The organism is Verrucomicrobiota bacterium (genome assembly GCA_019247695.1).
Taxonomy (GTDB): domain Bacteria; phylum Verrucomicrobiota; class Verrucomicrobiia; order Chthoniobacterales; family JAFAMB01; genus JAFBAP01.
In genome coordinates this window covers 1-19,049 of record JAFBAP010000071.1, presented here as the reverse complement: position 1 = coordinate 19,049, position 19,049 = coordinate 1, and the positions used below count along the sequence as shown (strand labels likewise).

Sequence of the window (19,049 nt, the reverse complement as noted above, 5' to 3'; positions counted from 1 at the left end):
ATTGCCGCTGTTCCGAACGTCTGATCGATCGAACGCATTTGACGTCCGAATTCGGCGCTAAAGAAATGAAAACGACAGCTTCCGGATACTATCCCCCTGCATTTGCCTCAGGCGCATCGGCCCCCGGCTCTCCTTCCCCGACACCCGGCTCCGATGAGCCGCTTCCGCCCAGACCCGTGCCCCCGGGCCCCGTACCCTCCCCGTCTCCCGCCCCCAGCCCGGGTCCGAATCCTAACCCGATTTGAGTTCGGGGTTCGGGGTTCGGAGCAGCATCCTTGGCCCGGCTGCCGGCATCAGAGGGAGTGCCGCAAATGCCAAACGCGGAAAAATGCCAATAATGAAGGGCGGCGTAATGCGGTCCCCATCGGAACATGCCGGGCCGGAGGCCCCATTCAACAAATGCGCTATTTGGTAAAGGCCAGAGTTAAACCCGGCTGTGAACAGGCCCTGTTGCAGGCCATTGCCGGCGGTACGTTAGGACGGGGTTCCGTGGCGGGCGATGAATACCTGCATGATATGCAGCAGGCCCGCCTCGGCGAGGACGGCGCCGCGCGATGGGTCGAGGTCTGCTTCTGCGCGACGCCGCTCGCAGAGGAACGCCCTTACTGGGAACGTTACTTTGAATTCCTCAGCGTCAAGGACGCACACGCCCGCCGCAATTGCCGGGATTTGAACGGCCGGGAACCGTGGGCTTGTTGCGACTGCGATTGCACGCGCCGCCTCGAGAGCCGGCTCGAGGCGGCAGGTCGCCCTTTCCTTGCGACGCTGCAAAGGGACGCAGGCTGCCATGGGCCTGACGGGCAGGCTGACAGACGCAAATCGCCTTGCGCAGGTGCGCGTCCTGTCAATAGAAAGGGAGGAAGTCCCAGGACGGGAAATCCTGATTAACTCAGATTAACTCACCAACGCAGGGCTGAATCTGCAGCGACCGCCGAGAACCCGGGCGTTCCGCGCAAAATCTTCCTAACTTATGTCCACCATTTCCCGTTTCGATCCACCGGCTAACCTGGCCGATTTCAACGACGCGCAACGCCGTGCGTGGGACGAGACCATTTCCTACTGGTTCGACGCCAACATCAAAGATACCGGCGGCGTTGAAGGTGCCGACCGTAGCCAGTTCTATAATCCCGGGCGCGAGAGCACGGATGATCCGTCTATTTCGGAAGCGGACGGCACGATCACGTGGCAGGGGTTCCCCAAGAGCATCGAGGAACAATTCGGTGACGGCACCACGGCGGCGTGGCAGGCGGCGGAAGGGCCGGCCAACCGGGTCCGCGTCCAGGACGAATACCTCGAATGGCACACTGAACGCGACGCGCGGAACCGCATCGTCCGGGTGACGTTTACCTGCGAGCCGCCCGAATACTGGGAGGCGCTCGCAGACGGTTACCCCAGCGATTATACCGGACCGAAGCGCGAACCGGGCGCGGGCGAGCGTGACGAACTTCTGCAGCTTTATCGGACGCTGGTCGGTCCGCAGGTGCAACTCGCGGATCTGCTGACGGACGGCAAGTACAACCCCGTCAATCGATGGAACACCAAGGATGGGATCGTACACCTCACGCAAAGATCCAACACGCTCGGGGCCGAGATCAACCTGGCCGCGCAAGCGACCGTGTTGCGCCATTACCCGGACGGCACGCCGATCGCTGACGAGCAGGACTTAATTGGTTGCTCGGGCTTCGGTACGGCCACCCGGGCCAGCGATCCGCACATCGGGCAGGTAGTTAACATGCTCGCCGCGCAGGGTTATTCGCTGACGCTGCGCAACCCTGTGGGTTTGTACATACACCGCCTGGACACCGCAGGCTGGACGAAGCCTGGGCCGGGCAACACGCGCGTGCCCACCGGTAACGAGTTCTGGCGGGTTGTGCGCGGTCACGACGACTATGTGGTCCGCGCCGTGTACGAGGTGCCTGCCGGGACGATGGGCCCGGACGGGCAGCAGATGACGGTCGACGACATCCAGATCGCCGGCGCGCACATCCGTTTTGGAGGCCAGATCGCCAAGAAGATTCAAATGAAGCTCGTCGCGACCGGTTGCCGCCAAGGCCAGAGCCGGAAACGGCGCTACGCCTGCGGTGAGTCGCCGGCCGCTCCGGCGCCGGTCGGGGTTGCCGGCGACCTTGCCCCCCGTCCGGTCCTGCCCTCGCGCACCGGCGGCGGATTCTCGCGGGCGGACGCGGCGGGCGTGCACGCGGATTGAAAGGCGGCGCGCGCTTTTGTAGTTAACGGCAGAACGTCCATGGGAATCCCTGACCAGTCCGCCGCATCGCCCACCGTGCGGTTTCTACCCCCGGAAACGCAGGTAGAAAAAGCGGCCCTCTTTGAGTTGCCCGGCGCGCACGGCCCGGGGGTGGCCGGACCGGAAGCCGCCTCCCCCGTCGCGGAAGACGTGCTCGCGGTTAACGAAATCCAGGGCAACATCGTGCCGGGTTTCAACAAAGACTACCAGCTCCTGCTTTTTTGCAGTATTGCCGACGCGGCGGCGACGAAGGCATGGCTCGCGGCCGTTGCGAACGAGATCGCCACCGCCTCCGAGGTGCTGGCCTTTAACCGGCTCTTTCGCCAAATGCGCGACCGGCGCGGGGTCGAAGCGCCGAACCTCGTCACCACCTGGGCTAACCTGGCCTTTTCCCACCCGGGGCTCGTCAAGCTGACGCCGAGTGCCGCGGAGTTTCTTGAGGGTGCGGCGTTCCGCGTCGGGATGCCGGCGCGCACCGCCCTGCTGGGCGATACGGTTGACCCGGCCGGCTGGGTGGTGGGCGCAGAGGGGAGCGTGCCTGACGTGTTGTTCATCGTCGCGGGCGACCGCGTGGACAGCGTTGGCCCGGAGGCATGCCGTCTGCTGGGCCTGGCCGCCATGCCTGCGCCCGGCGAACCGCTCGGCGCAACAGGACTGCGCTTGATGCACCTGGACCGAGGCGCCGTCCTGCCGGATAAAGGGCACGAACACTTCGGCTTCAAGGACGGCATTTCCCAGCCGGGCGTGCGCGGGCGCGTCTCGGAAGCTGCAGACGATTACCTGACTCCCCGGCTCCTCAATCCGAACGATCCGCAGGCCCCCTTCGTAGGCAAGCCGGGACAGGTGCTGGTCTGGCCGGGCGAATTCGTGCTCGGCTACCAGCGGCAGGATAGCCGGAAGCCGCTCATGCCCCTCCCCGCGCTGCCCCTTACCCCGGACTGGACACGGAACGGATCCTACCTCGTCTTCCGCCGGTTGCGGCAAGACGTGGCCGCCTTCCGCCGGTTCGTCCGTGAGGGCACCGGGCTCGTGCGCGGCAACCCTGCCTTTGCCGACATGGACGAGGCGCGTTTCGCGGCGAAACTCGTCGGGCGCTGGGCGAGTGGCGCGCCGTTGGCCCGGGCACCGAAAACCGACGACCCGCCGCTTGGAGACGACGACCTGGCAAACAACCATTTCTTTTTTGCAAAGGCGACCGCCGCGGTGAGCGCCGACGGCGAGACCGTGGCCGGCAGCCCCGCCGATCCGGTAGGGCTGTTCTGCCCGCACGGCGGGCACATCCGCAAGGTGAATCCGCGCGACGTGAGCACGGAAAGCGGTTCGTCGCTCAAACGCCGGCTGCTGCGGCGAGGCCTGCCGTACGGTCCGGCCCTGCCCGTTGCAGCCGGCGAGACCAGTGACGGCGTGGATCGGGGCCTGCTCTTCCTTGCCTACACGGCCCAACCGGATAGTTCCTTTGAACTCATCCAGCAAAATTGGTGCAATGATCCGTTGCAACCGGAAGGCGGCGGGCATGACCCGATCATCGGCCAAACGGCCGGCGATGGCAGTCGTACGTTCGAAATTACCGGCGACGGCGGGACGCGCGCCTCCCTGACCTTGCCTCAACCGTGGGTCGTTCCCACCGGCGGGGCTTATTTTTTCGCGCCGTCCATCGCAGCGTTGAAAGGCGTCCTGGCCGTCTGACCGGGCACGGTCACTCCCGTCCCTCCATCATGGGTCCATTTTCCGGCCGGCTCTGCGGGGCAACGACCGGCTCAACCGACGTGCAAACGGGAATAGATCCAGGACGGCCCGCAGATTCGTCCTCTTTGACATGAGTAGAACGTGCTTGCGCGCCGCCGGCGCGCTGTTACTGCTGTTGGCGACATCCGGACGCGCGGACCAACCCCTCGGAACTGCGGCGGAGGAGGCGGCCAAATCGGCTCATCCGGGACTGAAGAGCACGCCCGCCCGGGTCCAGCAGGCAACGTCCGAACGCAACGTCACTGTCCGGCTCCTCCAGGAACGTCTGGAGGCGCCCGCGAATGTAACCGCGGGGGAAGTCACCTTTGCCGTTACCAATGCAGGCACCGAAACCCGCGGTTTCAAGGTCTCCGGGCCTGGCCTGCAGCGGGAATTGCACGCCCCGTTGCCGCCCGGTCAGACCAAGACGCTGGCCGTCAACTTGCGCTCCGGCGTTTACCACCTGGAAGCCCCGGCCCGGGGCGGATCTGCCAAGGCCCTGAGCGCCGAGCTGACGGTGCGGAACCGATGAGGCCCAACCGATGAGGTCCCTTCCAAGGGTCACGGGCCGGATGGCTTGCCCCGAGCGAGAAATTCAGCCGGCAAACCGCCGGTTGCACGGGGTGCTTCGCCACGCGCAAAATGCCCTCGATCCCAGACCATTCCGGTGTCACCGGTCATCATGACGGGCAGCACCGGGCCGCCCAGGCACCGGCGTCGTAGCCCGCTTGGCGGTTGACAAGGGACGGTTTTGGAAATCTAATCGGCCCGGCTCACCCCGGTTGCCTCCTTTGTCATGGTTCCAATCCGTGTAGGGCATGGCAGCAATCTTCAAGCTGTAGAACTTGCGTAGATTTTAGAACACACATTTATAATGTTAGGTCAGATTGCTTCGCTCTTTGAAAGGCCGACGGTTGCCGGTGCTCCCCCCAGCAAAAGGATGCACGGCGCGAATCTCTTCCTGGCCGGCTTCCTCGTGCTCTTCCTGGAGCTGGCCTGCATTCGCTGGTTCGCCTTCGCTGTCGTCTTCCTGCAGTTTTTCACGAACGTCGTTCTGATCGCATCTTTCCTGGGCATGTCGTGCGGCTGCCTGGCTGCGCGCGCCAAGCGGGATTGGCTCAGGATTTTTCCGTGGCTGGCCCTCTTAACGGTGTTGGCTGCGCTCGCGATGCGGGCCATCTATCAATGTTGGAGCGGGCTGGCGATTGACGTCGGCCACCAGGCCTCACCGCAAGTGGTCTTCTTCGGAACCGAATACCGCAACCCGGATGTGGCGCAGTTCACCGTTCCCGTGGAATTCATTGCGGCGGTGTTCTTCATTCTTGTCGCCTTGATGTTTGTCGGGCTGGGGCAGGTGCTGGGGCGAGCATTCGACGCCTACCCCAATCGGGTCATGGCCTACACCTTGAACATCGGTGGAAGCATCGCCGGCATCATCGGATTTTCTGTCCTGTCTTTTCTGCAGGCACCGCCTCTCGTCTGGTTCGCGGTGGCTTGCGCCGGTATCGGCTATCTGCTTTACCAGGATCGAGCGCTAACCGGGCGGCGCATCCTGGCGCTTATCGCGCTGCTGACAGGCGTTGTTGCGCCCGGCGTCGCCGGCGATCGCCTGGGTTACGAAACGCGCTGGTCGCCTTACTATGCAGTCCTTCGCAAGGATAACTCCATTTCGGTGAATACCATCGACCACCAGGAAATGGTGCCGTTCGACAAGGCCGGCGGGATCTACTCGCTCATCCACCTGCTGCAGCGAAACAGCGGCGCCAAGCCGTTTCAAAACGTGCTCATCATCGGCGCCGGCTCGGGCAATGATCTCGATCACGCCTTGCGTCTCGGCGTCAACCGGGTTGATGCGGTGGAAATCGATCCCGTGATCCAGGATATCGGCATCCGCAAGAACGCAGATCATCCTTACCAGGATTCCCGCGCCCTTCGGCATCTCGACGACGGCAGACATTTCCTGCGCACGACCGGCCAAAAATACGACCTGGTTGTCTACGCCCTGGTCGATTCCCTGATCCTCCACAGCAGCTATGCAAGCATTCGCCTGGAAAGCTACCTGTTTACGAACCAGGCATTTGCCGACATCAAGCGGGTGCTGCGGCCGGATGGCGTCTTCGTCACCTACAACTATTTCCGGCAGGGCTGGATCGTCGAGCGAGTGGCCGCGATGGCCGAGTCCGTCTGGGGGTGCAAGCCGATCGTGCTAAGCCTGCCCCACCTTGAGACGCTTAAGTCATCCGACCGCGCTGGTTTTACGATGGTGATCACGACGTGCAACCCGTCGATGGCCGAGGCCTTCAAACAGCATGGCACCTTCTGGCTGAACTCGGTCCCGCCGAGAAATACCGGCATCGACGGGTTCACCATTCAACCGGACCGGTTGCCGCCGGAATTGCGCGCCGGGTGGCTCAGGATCGCGCCGACCGAACTCGTACATGATGAGGGCACACCGTTGGCCGCGAGCGATGATTGGCCATTCCTCTACCTGCACGACCGAACGATCCCCAACCTGACCATCCGTTCGATGCTCATGCTGGGCACGTTAGGTGTGGCCCTCGTCTACATCTTTCTACCGAAAAACAAGGGCCGTCCGCCGCAGATACACAGTCGCTTGTTCTGGCTCGGGGCAGCCTTCATGCTGCTTGAAACCAAGGCGGTGGTTCAATTTGCGCTCTTATTCGGCAGCACCTGGCTGGTAAACTCGCTCGTCTTCTTCACGGTCCTCGCCATGATTCTGCTTGCCAACCTCTACGTGCTCAGGACCAGGCAGATTCATCCGGCGTGGCACTATGCCGGATTACTCATTTTCCTCGGTATCGGCGTGTTCACGCCGATGGATGCTTTTGTGGGCGGCGGATGGTTCCGGCATTACGTCTTCCCGTGCGCGCTCGCGCTCGGGCCCATGTTCTTTTCAGGCGTCATCTTCGCGCGCTCGTTCCGTGAGGTCGCCGATCCCGACCTGGCTTTCGGCTCCAATATCGCCGGCTCGGTCGTCGGCGGCCTCAGCGAATCCTTCTCGATGCTGATCGGTTTCCGATACCTGCTGCTCCTCGCAATCCTCTTCTACGTGCTATCAATCTGGGTCCCCGCGGGAAGGCAAAGGCTGCCGGGCGTTGCCTCCGCCTGACAAACCTTTCGCATCATCGTGTTCGGCCGTGACGCGCCAATGCCCGCGTGATGTGCGGCGCAAGGCGGGGTTCACCTTCGATCACGAGCACGCGCATACGATGCGAAGCCTGCGTTCGCTTTGATGATACCCGCCCGCAGAAGACTCTCGCTGTTAACGTAACGACGGCTGCCGCTGTACATGAACGAAAGGCCGGGGTCCCGGCTGACGTGAGCAAGGTAGCGCGCATACTCCTGTGATCCATTATAGTGCTGCCCGCTCGCTACGGCCGACTTTGCCTTCGCGTGAAAATCGGCAAAGAATTTGAAATGCAGAAGCGCCCCCGTCACCGACGACAGCGCCCCTTGTTTCGGCTTCGCAATGACGTGGCTCGACAATCGCTTACAACCTGACTGCCATTTAACCAGCGGGACCTTCATCAGGGCGGGCGCATAGTGAGGCTTATCACCACGCCAGAAGTGTAACCGGTTGGCCAACCGGACGCTGAAGGTCAACAGCGCCTTACTGAAAAAGCCGGTCCGCCTCTGCCGCGGATAAAATTTCCTCATGCGCGGCCCACCGATCACCCGGATCGGCGGAAGCTCATCGATGCCGTCGCTTGTCCCTGACCCGATGAATGCATAGTCGGTGTCGAAAAACGGGCAGATATCATGAAAAGGCGTGCCGGGAACACAAATCGCCTCAGACAAGTCCGTGTTCGGATACATGTCCAGCAGGAAGGCAAAAAACGCTGCACTGCCTTCACTGTCCAGATATTCGCAAAAGGAGGGAAGCGCTATCTTCTCGCAGTCAGGATAAACAAGCAGTTCGTCGGCATCCACCGCCAAACACCAGCTACCGGTGCCGTACGTATCCGACAGCAGATCCTGCCAGTGCGCCCCGTACTTGGAATCCTGATAAGAATTTGTGGGATGGAAAAGGTGGCAATCCGCTTGATCGAGCAGAAACTCCCGTGACCCGTCATCGGATCTATCATCCACCACGAAAAAGCGCCCGACGCCGAGGTTTCGGTAATAGGCGAAGAAATAAGGCAGCTTGGTTATTTCATTGCAGACGACCAGGAACAACCGCACCTCATCCGTGTTTTCGGCAATGGACTTATGATCCTGTTTTTCCAAAGCGAACGTCTCGTCCGAGGATCGTATGATTTCCATAACCGTATTTTTGTCTGAGAACGTGGAGTTTAACTGCACGTGATTAACTGAACTCATCGGAAAAGCAAATTTCCCGGTCCGGCAGCGAGCGCCTCGCGCGCGGCAAGGGGCTTGCGCGTCCAGGCATGCGCGCCAGATTCCCGAAAAAATGTGTTCACTTGAACACTTATTCGGCTATAAGTGTCGTCACGCTCATGACGTACGAGGAATGTCTGAAGACAAGGCACGTGCTGGACCAGGACAGGCGCTTTACCGGAACCGTATTCAGCCGAAAACAATGGAGTACGGATCACTACAGCGTCTCTCTGCAGCTCAGAAACGGCCAGGAATTCGAATTTAACGCGTTGACGGATTTCCGTAACTGGCACGCTCGATACCGGCTCAGCCGGCAGGCTCGCCGGCAAACGACGTTGCTGACCGCCCGGTGCGCCACGTCCTGCAAGGAGGTTTTCCCGGTTTGGGACGCCTTGGGCCGTCGCGAGCCAAATCAGGACTTTTCCTTAGGTGGGCGTCGAAGAAAGCCCAATTGAGAGCCGGCGATCTTTGGTGAAGGTAACGTCGCTGCTGTGCAAGGGATTTACCGTCGCATAGCCGCGTTTACGGGCTGCCCGCACCGGAACCGGCAGGCCTGGCCGTGGTATTGGCAGGGCCGGAATAATGAAAGAATGACTGAACCGAACCCCAGGGCTAAGGCCTGAATCAATCACCGGGCCGCAACCGGGCGAAAGCGAACCATTAATGTTTCATATTAACAATAACTATTGTAATTTATACCTGTGAGTGCGCTGATAATCGAGTGGCGGGCAGACGCCCTGAACCGGATCTTCACTGCACTGAAACAGGATTTTTTCCCCTTTATGCAACTTGCCTCTCCTCCGAAGAATGCCCTGTCGCCGCTGCTGCACGCCGTGGCCGGCCAACAATGGATCAGCGGATGTTCACCGAGCGTGGATCATATCCTGCTGCTGGCTGACCGGCATCCCGATTCCCAAGGGGCAATCGACCTTGGGATTGAATTGGCCGAACGTTTCAATGCCCGGCTCACGCTGATGCACGGCGGCAACCTCGGTTCTGATCCTGCTTTCTGGACGAGCGATTCCCTGGAAACGCCCGACCCGAACCAGGTAAGGCTGGCGTTGCTCGGCTTGCTCTGGGCTATCCGTCAACGCTGTCCGGAGGTGGGCATGTGCACGGTAAGCGCCCGACTGCCGGAACAAGTGTTCCAAGCGGCAGCCCAACATGGCGCGGACCTTCTCGTGCTGCCCGCAGTCCTCTTTGGCCGGTTTGTGCCGCTGGTGGGCGGGCGCGGCCGGGATGAAGCGGTCGAGGGTGCCCCCTGCCCTGTTCTGGTCGTGGAACCGGCTCCTGGGGAACATTACCCAGGTTAGACCTGGAACTCTCTTGCGGGCGCCGTGACGGATGCCGCTGCTCGGCGAGATCGGAAAGGGGCAACGGAGGGGTGCAAGTCCTCTCCGCTCCTGGAATGCGATCGTCAGAAACACCGAAGCAACGAAACCATGAGAAGCACCCTGTTGAGATTGTCGGCGACCTGCGTAGTTATGTTCGTGTGCGGCTGCAGCAAGTCGCCCATTACCTCCCCCCAGACTCAGGGGCCGGAACAACAGAACAGCCCGGCGAGCAGTCCCGCGACGGCATCGCCCCCGGAGACTCAGGGTAGCCCATCTCCCAAGCAATAGCCTCGAACGGCGAGCCACGGCGGAAAGACAGGAATCATCCGCAGAACACGCAGAAGAACGCAGAAAAAGAATCCCAGCTGCGGGACTTGACACCGACAGGCGGCGCCCATGCTGCCGCTCCGAACTCCGAACTCCGAACTCCGAACTCCGAACTCCGAACTCCGAACTCCGAACTCCGAACTCCGAACTCCGAACTCCGAACTCCGAACTCCGAACTCCGAACTCTTTCCTCTTCTCGCCGTGTTCGCCGTGGCTCGCCGTGTTCGCCGTGTGAACTCAGTCGTCGTGCCCGCCACCCCGCTGCGGCCGCCGTGTGACCGTGTGAACTCAGTCGTCGTGCCCGCAATCCATGCCGGGTCAGCTCTTTTGCGCCCGGCGCCAGCACTCCTCGAGGGCTTGGCGCATGGCCCGCCGCGCTTGCTCGTAGGTTTCGTACGCACCCCAGAGGCCGGAGTGTTCCGGATGGAAGATTACTACTTTGAAAAACTTCGGCTTCTCCCACCGGGGCCCGCTCCAGATGCCGGTAAACGCGAGTTCCACCTGCCAATCGTCCAACGGTTCCCGCGCCAAACATGGATTGAATTGCGGACCATGCACCCATTCTTTCCATTCCCGCCAACTGCAAGCCTCCGGCGTCCGGGCCAACGACAAGTGCGCGAGAAGGGTTATACGGTCTACGCCCATGGGGAAAACACAAAAAAAACCCGCTGACCCGCCCCCGTCAAGATGCGGCGCTGCCCTATAACTCTCCGGGGCAAGCATCGAACCGATCGGGCAACCGGCGCACCAACCTGCGATGGAGGCCGGATCGACGACAGTTTTCGGCCATTTTCGGTTAATTCTAAAGCGCGGCCGGGGATGTTCCTGCGAGATAGCGATTGATGAAAAAGCTCGCATGGCTTGTGTTTTGGTTTGCAGGCTGCATTCTGCAAGTGCCCCCCGCGGACGCGTTCGACCTGAGTAAGTTCAATCAGTTGGTTATTTTCGGGGACAGCCTCTCCGACAATGGAAATGCATATTTCCTGACCAACGGCCAGACTCCGGCGGGCCCTCCACTTAGTACGGGACCTTATTATGAGGGTCGCTGGAGCGACGGCCCGATCTGGGTGGATGATTTCCCATCGATTGCGGGTTTGCCTCAGCCGATCACGCCTTTTTTCGCGGATCCCGTCAGCGGGACCAACGTTGCCGTCGGAGGTTCAACGTCGTCCCCTGTCGTGCACTCAGCTTCGACGTCGTCTACGCCGCTAACCGTCCAGATCAGCGCCTTCGTGGCGGAGCACGGGGGGCGGATCCCCGGCAATGACCTTTACCTGATCTGGATCGGCGCGGATGATTTCCTCCTTGCAGGCAACCGTAATCCCAATATAACCGTTGCCGGCATCGCCGCCGGGATCGCTCAACTCAGGGAGGCGGGCGCCAGGGCGTGTGTACTCGTGACGGTGCCCGACGTCTCGGTGGCACCCAGTGTGAAGGCGGCAGGCTTGGCCTTGGCTGCGAAAAATTTTGTGAGCGCCGTTAATACCGGCCTGCAAACCAGCGCGCCGTTTTTGGCCTGGGTCCTCGGAATTCAGCTGGAGTTGGTCGACATGAACCCGCTTTTATATGACGTGGTGAACAACCCCGGCAAGCACGGGTTTTCAAACAGCTCGGGGTACGCCCTCGATCCGAGCACCGGCGGAGGGGACATGAACAAGGATGACTATGTATTCTTCGACGGCCTCCATCCGACCCAGGGGGTGCATATGCTCCTTGCAGAATTCTTTTATGAAGCCATTACGGGCGGCAACGCCGTTCCCGGCGGCACGTTAGCTTTTTATCCATGACGCCTGCTTCCGGCCCCGGGCCTCGTTCGATGGGAATTTTCGAGGGGGCTCGGGTCCGACCCGGCGCGGCGTCTCGATGAATATGGCCGCCCCGGTTCTTTTGGCCGCCGTGCCGCCGGTTAAACCTGCCCGGTACGGGGCGACGCCCCTGAGGGACCACAACCCGCTCGTTTTGAGTCGCGGCGGCGAAAATCACTCGACGGCCGCAGGTTCACCCATTATCTGGTTCTTATCATGCGCGCTCGACGGGTTCCCCCCGGCGTTGGGCTGCGTGGCGCCGCGCCCTCCAGGTCGGCTCAAGCGCCTCGCGCGACCCATGCTCAGTGGGACTGCGACCTAAGCAAGATGCCGGATTTTGTCATCAAACGGAGCTCGATCGTGCAGGTTGAGCAGGCCAGCATGCGGGTGACGGAGCGGGCCGCTGTCCGGTCTTGAGCGAAACACATGTACTCAACAGTAGATTATGCCATACACAGAACACTCAGATCCCCAGGCCCACGCCCACAACGACGATCGTGCCATCGGCGATTCAGCGCCAGGGGCAATCACGCGTCGCGAACTTCTCAAGCGCAGCGGCAAGGTCGCGGTTGTCGCCGCGGTATCCTCGGTCTTCTCGCCCTTCAATATCCACGTCAAAGCTGCCGCGGTGAAGAAACTTTCCTTCTGGCAGTTCTATGCGCCGGCGGGACAGCCAAACTCAATCAGTAAGTGGTGGGAAGATATGGCCAATGCGTGGAACACTTCGCACGACGTCAAGGTTGAACTCCAGTACGTGCCCAACGGCGAGTACATGAACGGGTCGAAGCTCCAGACCGCCTTCGCTTCGGGGCAGGGGCCCGACATTTTCATCATCAGTCCCGGCGATTTCCTGCGCTATTACAACGGGGGCGTTTTGGTAGACCTGACGCCGTACATGGAGGATGCGGCGAAAAAGGACTTTTATGAGAACGTGATGGAGACCCGGATCGTTGACGGGAAGATTTATGGTCTGCCGATGGAGGTGGAGCCGATGGCGATGTATTACGGCAAGAAGGCGTTTGCCGCGGCGGGCCTCTCGGAAGCGGATCTGCCGAAAACGTGGGAACAACTGCTGGAGGTCTCGAAGAAGCTAACCAAAGGCAACCAGTTCGGGTGCGTTTTTGAAACCACGCCCGGCTACTACCAGAACTTCAGCTGGTACCCGTTTCTCTGGCAGGGTGGAGGCGACATGGTGACTCCCGACGGAAGAAAGAGCGCCTTCAACTCGGAAGCGTCCGTGCAAGCGCTTAAGTTCTGGCAGGACGCCGTGAAGCAGGGGGTCTCGCCGCGAAGTGCACTCGGATTTGGCGGGCCGGATATCGCCGCCAACCTGGGGGCAGGCTATTGCGCGCTGCAAAACGTCGGGATCTGGGGCATCAGCGCGCTCCGGGAAAACGCCCCGAACTTCGAGTACGGGGTGTTTCCGTGCCCGACGCCTCCCAACGGACAACCCAAAACGGACCTGGGCGGTTGGGCGTTTGTCGCCAACGCGAAAGGCAAGGATCCCGAGACGGCGGCCAAATTCTGCGTCTGGGCGCTTGGTTCGATGAGCGACGACTCGATCCAGCGGGTGGTTGACTGGTGCATCAAGGCCAAGAGCGACATTTCGCCACGGAAATCCGCGCTCGAAAAGGCGACGGCGGCCGGCGGCTACGCCAGTGGCCCGATGAAGATATTCAAAGACGACATTTTCCCGACGGGCCGCGGTGAGCCGCGCGTGCCGCCTGAAGTTTACAAAGCGGTTTCCGACGCCATCCAGGCATGCCAGCTTGCCGGGGCCGATCCACACCAGCAAGCGGCCCAGGCTTCCGATAATATAGACGCTTACCTGGCAGGGTACTCCGGCGCTCCGCTAAAGTGAATCCCTCCGTGTCCACAAACGCTTTGCGTCAGGACCCGGCGGCCCGGCCGCGGCCACGTCGCGGCCGGTTCACCCGCAGCCAGCGGGAGGCGATGATCGCCTGGCTCTTCATTCTGCCTGACGTGCTCGGACTCGCCGTGTTCGTCGGTTTCCCCATGCTCTTCTCCTTGGGGCTCGGTTTTTTCTCCGTCAGCGGCTTCGGCACGTACAGATTTATCGGGCTGGCTAATTACGCCCGGATGTTCAAGGACCCTTTGTTTCTGAAAAGCCTGTGGGTCACGATCACCTACGTCGTGATTCTCGTGCCGGGCTTGTATGTCTCCGGTTTAGCCCTGGCGCTGCTGGTGAAGCAAAAAATTCCCTTTGTCGGCCTGTTCCGCAGCATGTTCTTCGTCCCTAACGTGATCAGCCTGGTCGTCATCGGGCTGGTCTGGCAGGTGCTGTTGATCGACAAAATAGGCTTTATTAACCGCCTCCTGGAAACGGCCGGCTTTCCCGGTCACTCGTGGCTGGGCGATCCCCGCTTCGCGTTAGGATCGGTTCTCCTGGTCACGATCTGGTTCCTCATGGGGTATTACATGATTCTTTTCCTGGCCGGCCTGCAGGAAATACCACAAGAATACTACGACGCGGCTCGGATCGATGGGGCGGGCGCCTGGGCTACCTTTACCCGCATCACGCTGCCGATGCTGCGGCCGACCAGCTTTTTTGTCCTGCTCGTTTCGGTCGTCTCCGCCGTGGCCGGGTCCCAGGGGTTTGACCTGATTTACGTTATGACCAAGGGCGGCCCTGCCAACTCAACGTCATTGGTAATTTTCTACATCTACCAGCAGGCGTTTCAGTTCAATAATTATGGGTACGCCGCCGCGATGGCGTCTGTCCTGGTCCTGATTCTTCTCGCGATCACCATCCTCCTTTTCATCGCCACCAGGGGCGGCCGCTTCCATTATGCCTGAATCTCCCGTCAAGCCGCCGGCTCGGCCGATCAACGGCGCAGGTTCACCCCGCCGGCTCTCGAAGATGCTCTTGTTTGGCGGCACGGCCGTACTCGCGATCGCGACCGTATCGCCGCTGGTCTGGATGATCGCGGCGGCTTTCAAGGGACCCGGTGAGACTTTCAGCCCCAACCTGCTGCCAGCGCAGCCTACCCTCGCGAATTTCCACTATGTTTTCACGCAGCTGCCGTTTTTCCGGTACATGTTCAACAGCTTTTTTGTTTCCGGAACCATCACGATCCTGGCGCTTTTCTTTCATTCCATGGCCGCCTTCGCCCTGGCCCGGCTCAGGTTTCCGGGCCGGGAGACGATCTTCCTGGTCATCTTTTCGACCTTCCTTGTCTCCCTGCCGGTGATTATCGTGCCTTTATTCATGCTGGTGCGCCAGCTCGGCATGCTGAACAGCTATGCGGGCTTGATCATCCCCGCGATCTTCAATGCGTTCGGCATCTTTCTGCTGCGCCAGTTTTACATCAGCATACCCATGGAACTGCAGGAAGCAGCGATCCTTGACGGAGCCAGCTATTGGCGGATCTACTGGAATATCATCCTGCCGCTGAGCCGGCCGATCCTGGCGGCACTGGCCGTCTTTTTTTTTCTGGCCAACTGGAATGCGTTCATCTGGCCCCTGACGATCACCACCGATCAGAACCTGTGGGTGGTGCAGATTGCGATCGCCAGCTTTCATCAACAGTATACCTCCTCGTGGAATTACATCATGGCCGGGTCGACCATCGTGGCGCTTCCGACGCTGCTCCTGTTCTTCTTCTTCCAGCGCCAGCTTATCGAGTCCATAAAGACGTCCGGCCTGAAGTGACGCCCGCGGATCCCCCCTCACACTGCTTATGGAACCTACCTTTAACGGGTTAGATATGTCGCTCGGCAACCTGGCTCGCCTCTCGCGGGCACAAACGCGATCCATCAGCGCTGAAAACTTCACCGGCGCCAAAGGCCAGGGGGGAATGGCCATCGAAGGCACGGGAGCGGTGCCGGCCCGCGAACTCGGCCAAGGCTGGAAAGTCTCGCCCAGCATTTCAATTGCAGGGGCGGGCACGGTAACCCTGGCGCAGATTGAAGGGTCCGGCGCGATCCAGCACATCTGGTTGACGGTACACCCGAAACACTGGCGCCATCTCATTTTGAGGATGTACTGGGACGGAGAATCCACCGCGTCAGTGGAGGTTCCGCTGGGCGATTTTTTTTGCCAGGGCTGGTGCGTGCGCGCCAACGTCAGTTCATTGCCGGTCGCGGTCAACCCGGCGGGCGGATTCAACAGCTACTGGGAGATGCCGTTCCGGGCCGGTGCGCGGATCACGCTCGAGAACCTCAGCCCGGACGCGGTTGAAGCGTTTTACTACCAGATCGATTACACGTTGACGGAGGTGAGTCCGGATCGGGCTTACTTTCACGCGCAGTGGCGGCGAACCAACCCCATTCCTTACAAGCACGTCCATACGATCCTGGACGGGGTTCGCGGCGACGGGCACTACGTCGGAACCTACCTTGCCTGGGGCGTTCACAGCACCGGCTGGTGGGGCGAAGGTGAGATAAAGTTCTACCTTGACGGCGACACCGATTGGCCCACCATCTGCGGCACGGGAACGGAAGATTACTTCGGCGGTGCGTGGAACTTTGAACACCCGATGGGCCAGTACGGCGTGTTCTCGTCACCTTTTTCCGGGTTGCCGCAGGTGATCAAGCCGGATGGTTTGTACCAGAGCCAGCAACGGTTTGGCATGTACCGCTGGCACGTCATGGATCCGGTCCGGTTTCACCAGGATCTCCGGGCGACCATCCAGGCGCTTGGCTGGCGATCGACGCTGCAGGGCCATCGGCGATATCTGCCTTTGCAGGATGACGTCGCTTCCACGGCGTTCTGGTATCAGGCCGAACCGCATGCCCCCTTCCCCGCGCTCGCCGGCCTCAACTACCTCGAGGTGACGTGAACTGAGGCCGCGCGGTCCGGTGCTCCGGTCACTGGCGGCGTGAGTCATCGATCGTGGATCGTCTGCTTACTTTCCTATGTCAGATCCGCAGGATTATGTCGAACGCGTGTACGCCGGAGTTCTCGGTAAGATCATCGGTGTCTACCTCGGGCGTCCATTTGAAGGGTGGACGCACCGCCGGATTCAGGCTGAACTGGGCGAGGTCTGGTACTACGTCCATGACCGGCTGAACGTACCGCTGGTGGTCGCGGATGACGATCTGTCGGGCACGTTCACCTTCGTGCGCGCCCTGGCGGATCACGGCTTTCAGCGTTCGATCAGCGCGGAGCAGATCGGCCGTACCTGGCTTAACTACATCGTCGAGAACAGGAGCATTTTGTGGTGGGGCGGCTTCGGAAACTCGACCGAACACACCGCGTTCCTGCGGCTCAAGTCCGGAATCCCGGCGCCGCGGAGCGGCTCGATCGCCATGAACGGAAAGGTCGTGGCGGAACAGATCGGCGCGCAGATTTTTATCGACGGCTGGGCACTGGCCGCACCGGGCAACCCGGCGCTGGCCGCAGAACTGGCCGGCAAGGCGGCGTCCGTGAGCCATGACGGCGAGGCGATTTACGCCGCGCAACTCCTCGCCGCGATGGAAGCGCAGGCGTTCGTTGAAAAGCGCCTGGATTACCTTCTCGAAACGGGCCTTTCCTGCGTGCCGCCCGATTCTCTGATCAACCGTTTGGTCAAGGACGTTCGCGATTGGAGCGCCAAAGACGGCGACTGGCGGCTGACCCGGGAGCGGATCGAACGAACCTACGGGTACGATAAATTCGGTGGAAACTGTCACGTGGTGCCCAATCACGCCCTCATCATCCTGAGTCTCCTCTATGCTCAGGACAGTTTTCAGCGGGCACTCATGATCGCCTGCACGTCAGGCTGGGACACCGATTGTAACGCGGGCAACGTCGGATGCCTCATGGGCATCAGGAACGGTTTGGCCGGAATCGAGGATGGTCCGGACTTCCGTTCTCCCGTGGCTGACCGGCTTTACCTTTCGACGGCGGACGGCGGACGCGGCATCACCGACGCGGTGCGCGAGACGTACGAAATCTGCCGGATCGCCGGCGAACTGAAGCAAGCCGGACCGATCGAAAATCCGAAACAGGGGGCGCGATTCCATTTCGAGCTGCCGGGTGCGCTCCAGGGGTTCGAGGTGGAGCCTCCCGCTGGCGGTTCCGCCCTTACGACGCTGCGCAACGTGCCTGGCCATAGCAAAGACGGTCGTCGCAGCCTCGCGTGGGAATTTCAGCATCTGGCGAAAGGCCGTGGCGCGCGCATTTCGACCCCCACTTTCATCCCGCCCGATGCAAAAGGGTACAGCCACTACACGCTGATGGCATCCCCGACCCTTTTCCCTGGCCAGATCGTCAGGGCAAGGCTGGAAGCCGGCCCGGCAAACTCGTGCGCAGTCCGGGTCTCGCCGTTCATCGCGTTCTACAACGGCCAGGATCAGCTCTCGCGCCGGTATGGACCGGAGTTGACCATCCATCCCGGCGACTCCGGCGAACCAGCGTGGCGGATTGAAGAAACCGGCGGCGCACCGATCGCCCGGTTCGGCTTTGAACTGAACTCCGCGTTGCGCGCCGAAGGTACGGTGTACGTCGACTACGCCGACTGGAAAGGAGCGCCGGTCACCACTTTTCGGCGTCCGGAAACGGGCGGCAGCATGTGGCATCGCGCCTGGATCAATGCGTTCGACCACGCAGACACGCGGTGGGCCGCCGCCTTTCACCTTTGCCAGGGGCGCGGAACCGGCTTGTTCATCCAGGGTTCACGAGACTGGAAAGATTACGGTGTCGAGGCCACCATCACCGCCCGGCTCGCCAAGTCGTTCGGTCTGGCCGCCCGGGTCCAAGGCCTCCTGCGTTACTACGCGCTTTTGCTCGGCCCGGGTCAACGGTTGCAGCTTATAAGGTCTTTCGATGGCATTCAGGTGCTGGCGGAACGGCCGTTCGATTGGCAGCGGGAATGCCCATACAGGCTTGCGCTCGAGATAAGCGGCACAAACCTCGTCGGGTCGGTAAACGACGAGGAAATGTTCAGCCTGCAGGACGCCGGCTCGCCGTTAGCTTCGGGCGGGGTGGCATTCATCTGCGAAGAAGGCCTGATCATGAGCGACCAGCTCGAGGTCCGGGGTGGCGAGTAACGGGTAACGGGTAACGGGTAACGGGTGTCGGGTAACGGGTAACGGGTAACGGGTAACGGGTAACGGGTAACGGGTGTCGGGTGTCGGGTGTCGGGTGTCGGGTGTCGGGTGTCGGGGTTCGGGGTTCGGAGACGCAGTGGCCGCGGTTAACCTCTGCTCCGGAGGGAGCGGCGCCCTCTGCCGCCCCTTCAGGGCTCATCGTGATTTTACGGTTACCCAGGGTAAACCCTGGGTCATGTTCTAACGCCCCTTCTGGGCTAT

General features: G+C 61.2%; 16 protein-coding genes. 14 read left to right on the top strand and 2 right to left on the bottom strand.

Features of this window, described 5'->3' with window-relative positions; genetic code table 11:
• Positions 1-399 precede the first annotated feature (399 nt).
• The 5 genes from JO015_07480 to JO015_07460 all read left to right on the top strand — a co-directional run bounded on the left by JO015_07480 (position 400) and on the right by JO015_07460 (position 7,100).
• On the top strand, positions 400-888 hold the full coding sequence (locus JO015_07480) for a hypothetical protein (GenBank protein ID MBV9998940.1): 489 nt from the start codon (positions 400-402) through the stop codon (positions 886-888).
• 82 nt (positions 889-970) lie between these two features.
• A complete protein-coding gene (locus JO015_07475) occupies positions 971-2,206 on the top strand; it encodes a hypothetical protein (protein MBV9998939.1) in 1,236 nt (411 codons plus the stop codon).
• 39 nt (positions 2,207-2,245) lie between these two features.
• Entirely contained in the window at positions 2,246-3,931 is a 1,686-nt protein-coding gene (locus JO015_07470; GenBank protein MBV9998938.1) for a Dyp-type peroxidase, read from the top strand.
• 130 nt (positions 3,932-4,061) lie between these two features.
• Entirely contained in the window at positions 4,062-4,502 is a 441-nt protein-coding gene (locus JO015_07465; protein MBV9998937.1) for a hypothetical protein, read from the top strand.
• A 342-nt stretch (positions 4,503-4,844) separates the two neighbouring features.
• Positions 4,845-7,100 (top strand): hypothetical protein, encoded by a 2,256-nt coding sequence (locus JO015_07460; GenBank protein MBV9998936.1) that lies wholly within the window; start codon positions 4,845-4,847, stop codon positions 7,098-7,100.
• A 71-nt stretch (positions 7,101-7,171) separates the two neighbouring features.
• Here JO015_07460 and JO015_07455 read toward each other — a convergent pair whose 3' ends face one another.
• Positions 7,172-8,254 (bottom strand): glycosyltransferase family 2 protein, encoded by a 1,083-nt coding sequence (locus tag JO015_07455; protein ID MBV9998935.1) that lies wholly within the window; start codon positions 8,252-8,254, stop codon positions 7,172-7,174.
• 158 nt (positions 8,255-8,412) lie between these two features.
• On the opposite strand from JO015_07455, the gene JO015_07450 reads away from it, so the two are divergent.
• Complete coding sequence (locus JO015_07450; GenBank protein MBV9998934.1) at positions 8,413-8,784, top strand: hypothetical protein; 372 nt, start codon at positions 8,413-8,415, stop codon at positions 8,782-8,784.
• 246 nt (positions 8,785-9,030) lie between these two features.
• The gene (locus tag JO015_07445) at positions 9,031-9,642 is read left to right on the top strand and encodes a universal stress protein (GenBank protein MBV9998933.1); all 612 of its coding nucleotides are present in this window, start codon (positions 9,031-9,033) and stop codon (positions 9,640-9,642) included.
• A 666-nt stretch (positions 9,643-10,308) separates the two neighbouring features.
• On the opposite strand, the gene JO015_07440 is transcribed toward JO015_07445, so the two are convergent.
• Positions 10,309-10,635, bottom strand: coding sequence for a hypothetical protein (locus tag JO015_07440; protein ID MBV9998932.1), 327 nt, complete (start codon positions 10,633-10,635; stop codon positions 10,309-10,311).
• A gap of 197 nt (positions 10,636-10,832) precedes the next feature.
• Between JO015_07440 and JO015_07435 the strand changes: the two genes are divergently transcribed.
• The 7 genes from JO015_07435 (at position 10,833) to JO015_07405 (ending at position 18,788) form a co-directional block, all read left to right on the top strand.
• On the top strand, positions 10,833-11,777 hold the full coding sequence (locus JO015_07435) for an SGNH/GDSL hydrolase family protein (protein MBV9998931.1): 945 nt from the start codon (positions 10,833-10,835) through the stop codon (positions 11,775-11,777).
• Between the two features lie 234 nt (positions 11,778-12,011).
• Positions 12,012-12,212, top strand: a complete 201-nt coding sequence (locus JO015_07430; protein MBV9998930.1) for a hypothetical protein — start codon at positions 12,012-12,014, stop codon at positions 12,210-12,212.
• Between the two features lie 28 nt (positions 12,213-12,240).
• Positions 12,241-13,656: a sugar ABC transporter substrate-binding protein gene (locus JO015_07425; protein ID MBV9998929.1), complete on the top strand. Its 1,416-nt coding sequence runs from the start codon at positions 12,241-12,243 to the stop codon at positions 13,654-13,656.
• Between the two features lie 92 nt (positions 13,657-13,748).
• Entirely contained in the window at positions 13,749-14,612 is an 864-nt protein-coding gene (locus JO015_07420; protein ID MBV9998928.1) for a sugar ABC transporter permease, read from the top strand.
• Positions 14,605-15,468, top strand: a complete 864-nt coding sequence (locus tag JO015_07415) for a carbohydrate ABC transporter permease (protein MBV9998927.1) — start codon at positions 14,605-14,607, stop codon at positions 15,466-15,468. The genes JO015_07420 and JO015_07415 overlap by 8 nt, the downstream gene beginning before the upstream one ends.
• 28 nt (positions 15,469-15,496) lie before the next feature.
• Positions 15,497-16,597 carry a DUF2961 domain-containing protein gene (locus JO015_07410; protein MBV9998926.1) on the top strand — a complete coding sequence of 367 codons (1,101 nt, stop codon included), beginning with the start codon at positions 15,497-15,499 and terminating at the stop codon, positions 16,595-16,597.
• 76 nt (positions 16,598-16,673) lie between these two features.
• Positions 16,674-18,788, top strand: coding sequence for an ADP-ribosylglycohydrolase family protein (locus JO015_07405; protein MBV9998925.1), 2,115 nt, complete (start codon positions 16,674-16,676; stop codon positions 18,786-18,788).
• Positions 18,789-19,049: the final 261 nt, after the last annotated feature.

Excerpts from the sequence above, each read along its gene's own strand:
- JO015_07465 (MBV9998937.1), top strand. The coding sequence starts at position 4,062 with ATGAGTAGAACGTGCTTGCGCGCCGCCGGCGCGCTGTTACTGCTGTTG.
- JO015_07425 (MBV9998929.1), top strand. The coding sequence starts at position 12,241 with ATGCCATACACAGAACACTCAGATCCCCAGGCCCACGCCCACAACGAC.
- JO015_07405 (MBV9998925.1), top strand. The coding sequence starts at position 16,674 with ATGTCAGATCCGCAGGATTATGTCGAACGCGTGTACGCCGGAGTTCTC.
- JO015_07410 (MBV9998926.1), top strand. The coding sequence starts at position 15,497 with ATGGAACCTACCTTTAACGGGTTAGATATGTCGCTCGGCAACCTGGCT.
- JO015_07415 (MBV9998927.1), top strand. The coding sequence starts at position 14,605 with ATGCCTGAATCTCCCGTCAAGCCGCCGGCTCGGCCGATCAACGGCGCA.
- JO015_07470 (MBV9998938.1), top strand. The coding sequence starts at position 2,246 with ATGGGAATCCCTGACCAGTCCGCCGCATCGCCCACCGTGCGGTTTCTA.
- JO015_07475 (MBV9998939.1), top strand. The coding sequence starts at position 971 with ATGTCCACCATTTCCCGTTTCGATCCACCGGCTAACCTGGCCGATTTC.
- JO015_07480 (MBV9998940.1), top strand. The coding sequence starts at position 400 with ATGCGCTATTTGGTAAAGGCCAGAGTTAAACCCGGCTGTGAACAGGCC.
- JO015_07455 (MBV9998935.1), bottom strand. The coding sequence starts at position 8,254 with ATGGAAATCATACGATCCTCGGACGAGACGTTCGCTTTGGAAAAACAG.
- JO015_07430 (MBV9998930.1), top strand. The coding sequence starts at position 12,012 with ATGCGCGCTCGACGGGTTCCCCCCGGCGTTGGGCTGCGTGGCGCCGCG.
- JO015_07420 (MBV9998928.1), top strand. The coding sequence starts at position 13,749 with ATGATCGCCTGGCTCTTCATTCTGCCTGACGTGCTCGGACTCGCCGTG.
- JO015_07435 (MBV9998931.1), top strand. The coding sequence starts at position 10,833 with ATGAAAAAGCTCGCATGGCTTGTGTTTTGGTTTGCAGGCTGCATTCTG.
- JO015_07460 (MBV9998936.1), top strand. The coding sequence starts at position 4,845 with ATGTTAGGTCAGATTGCTTCGCTCTTTGAAAGGCCGACGGTTGCCGGT.
- JO015_07440 (MBV9998932.1), bottom strand. The coding sequence starts at position 10,635 with ATGGGCGTAGACCGTATAACCCTTCTCGCGCACTTGTCGTTGGCCCGG.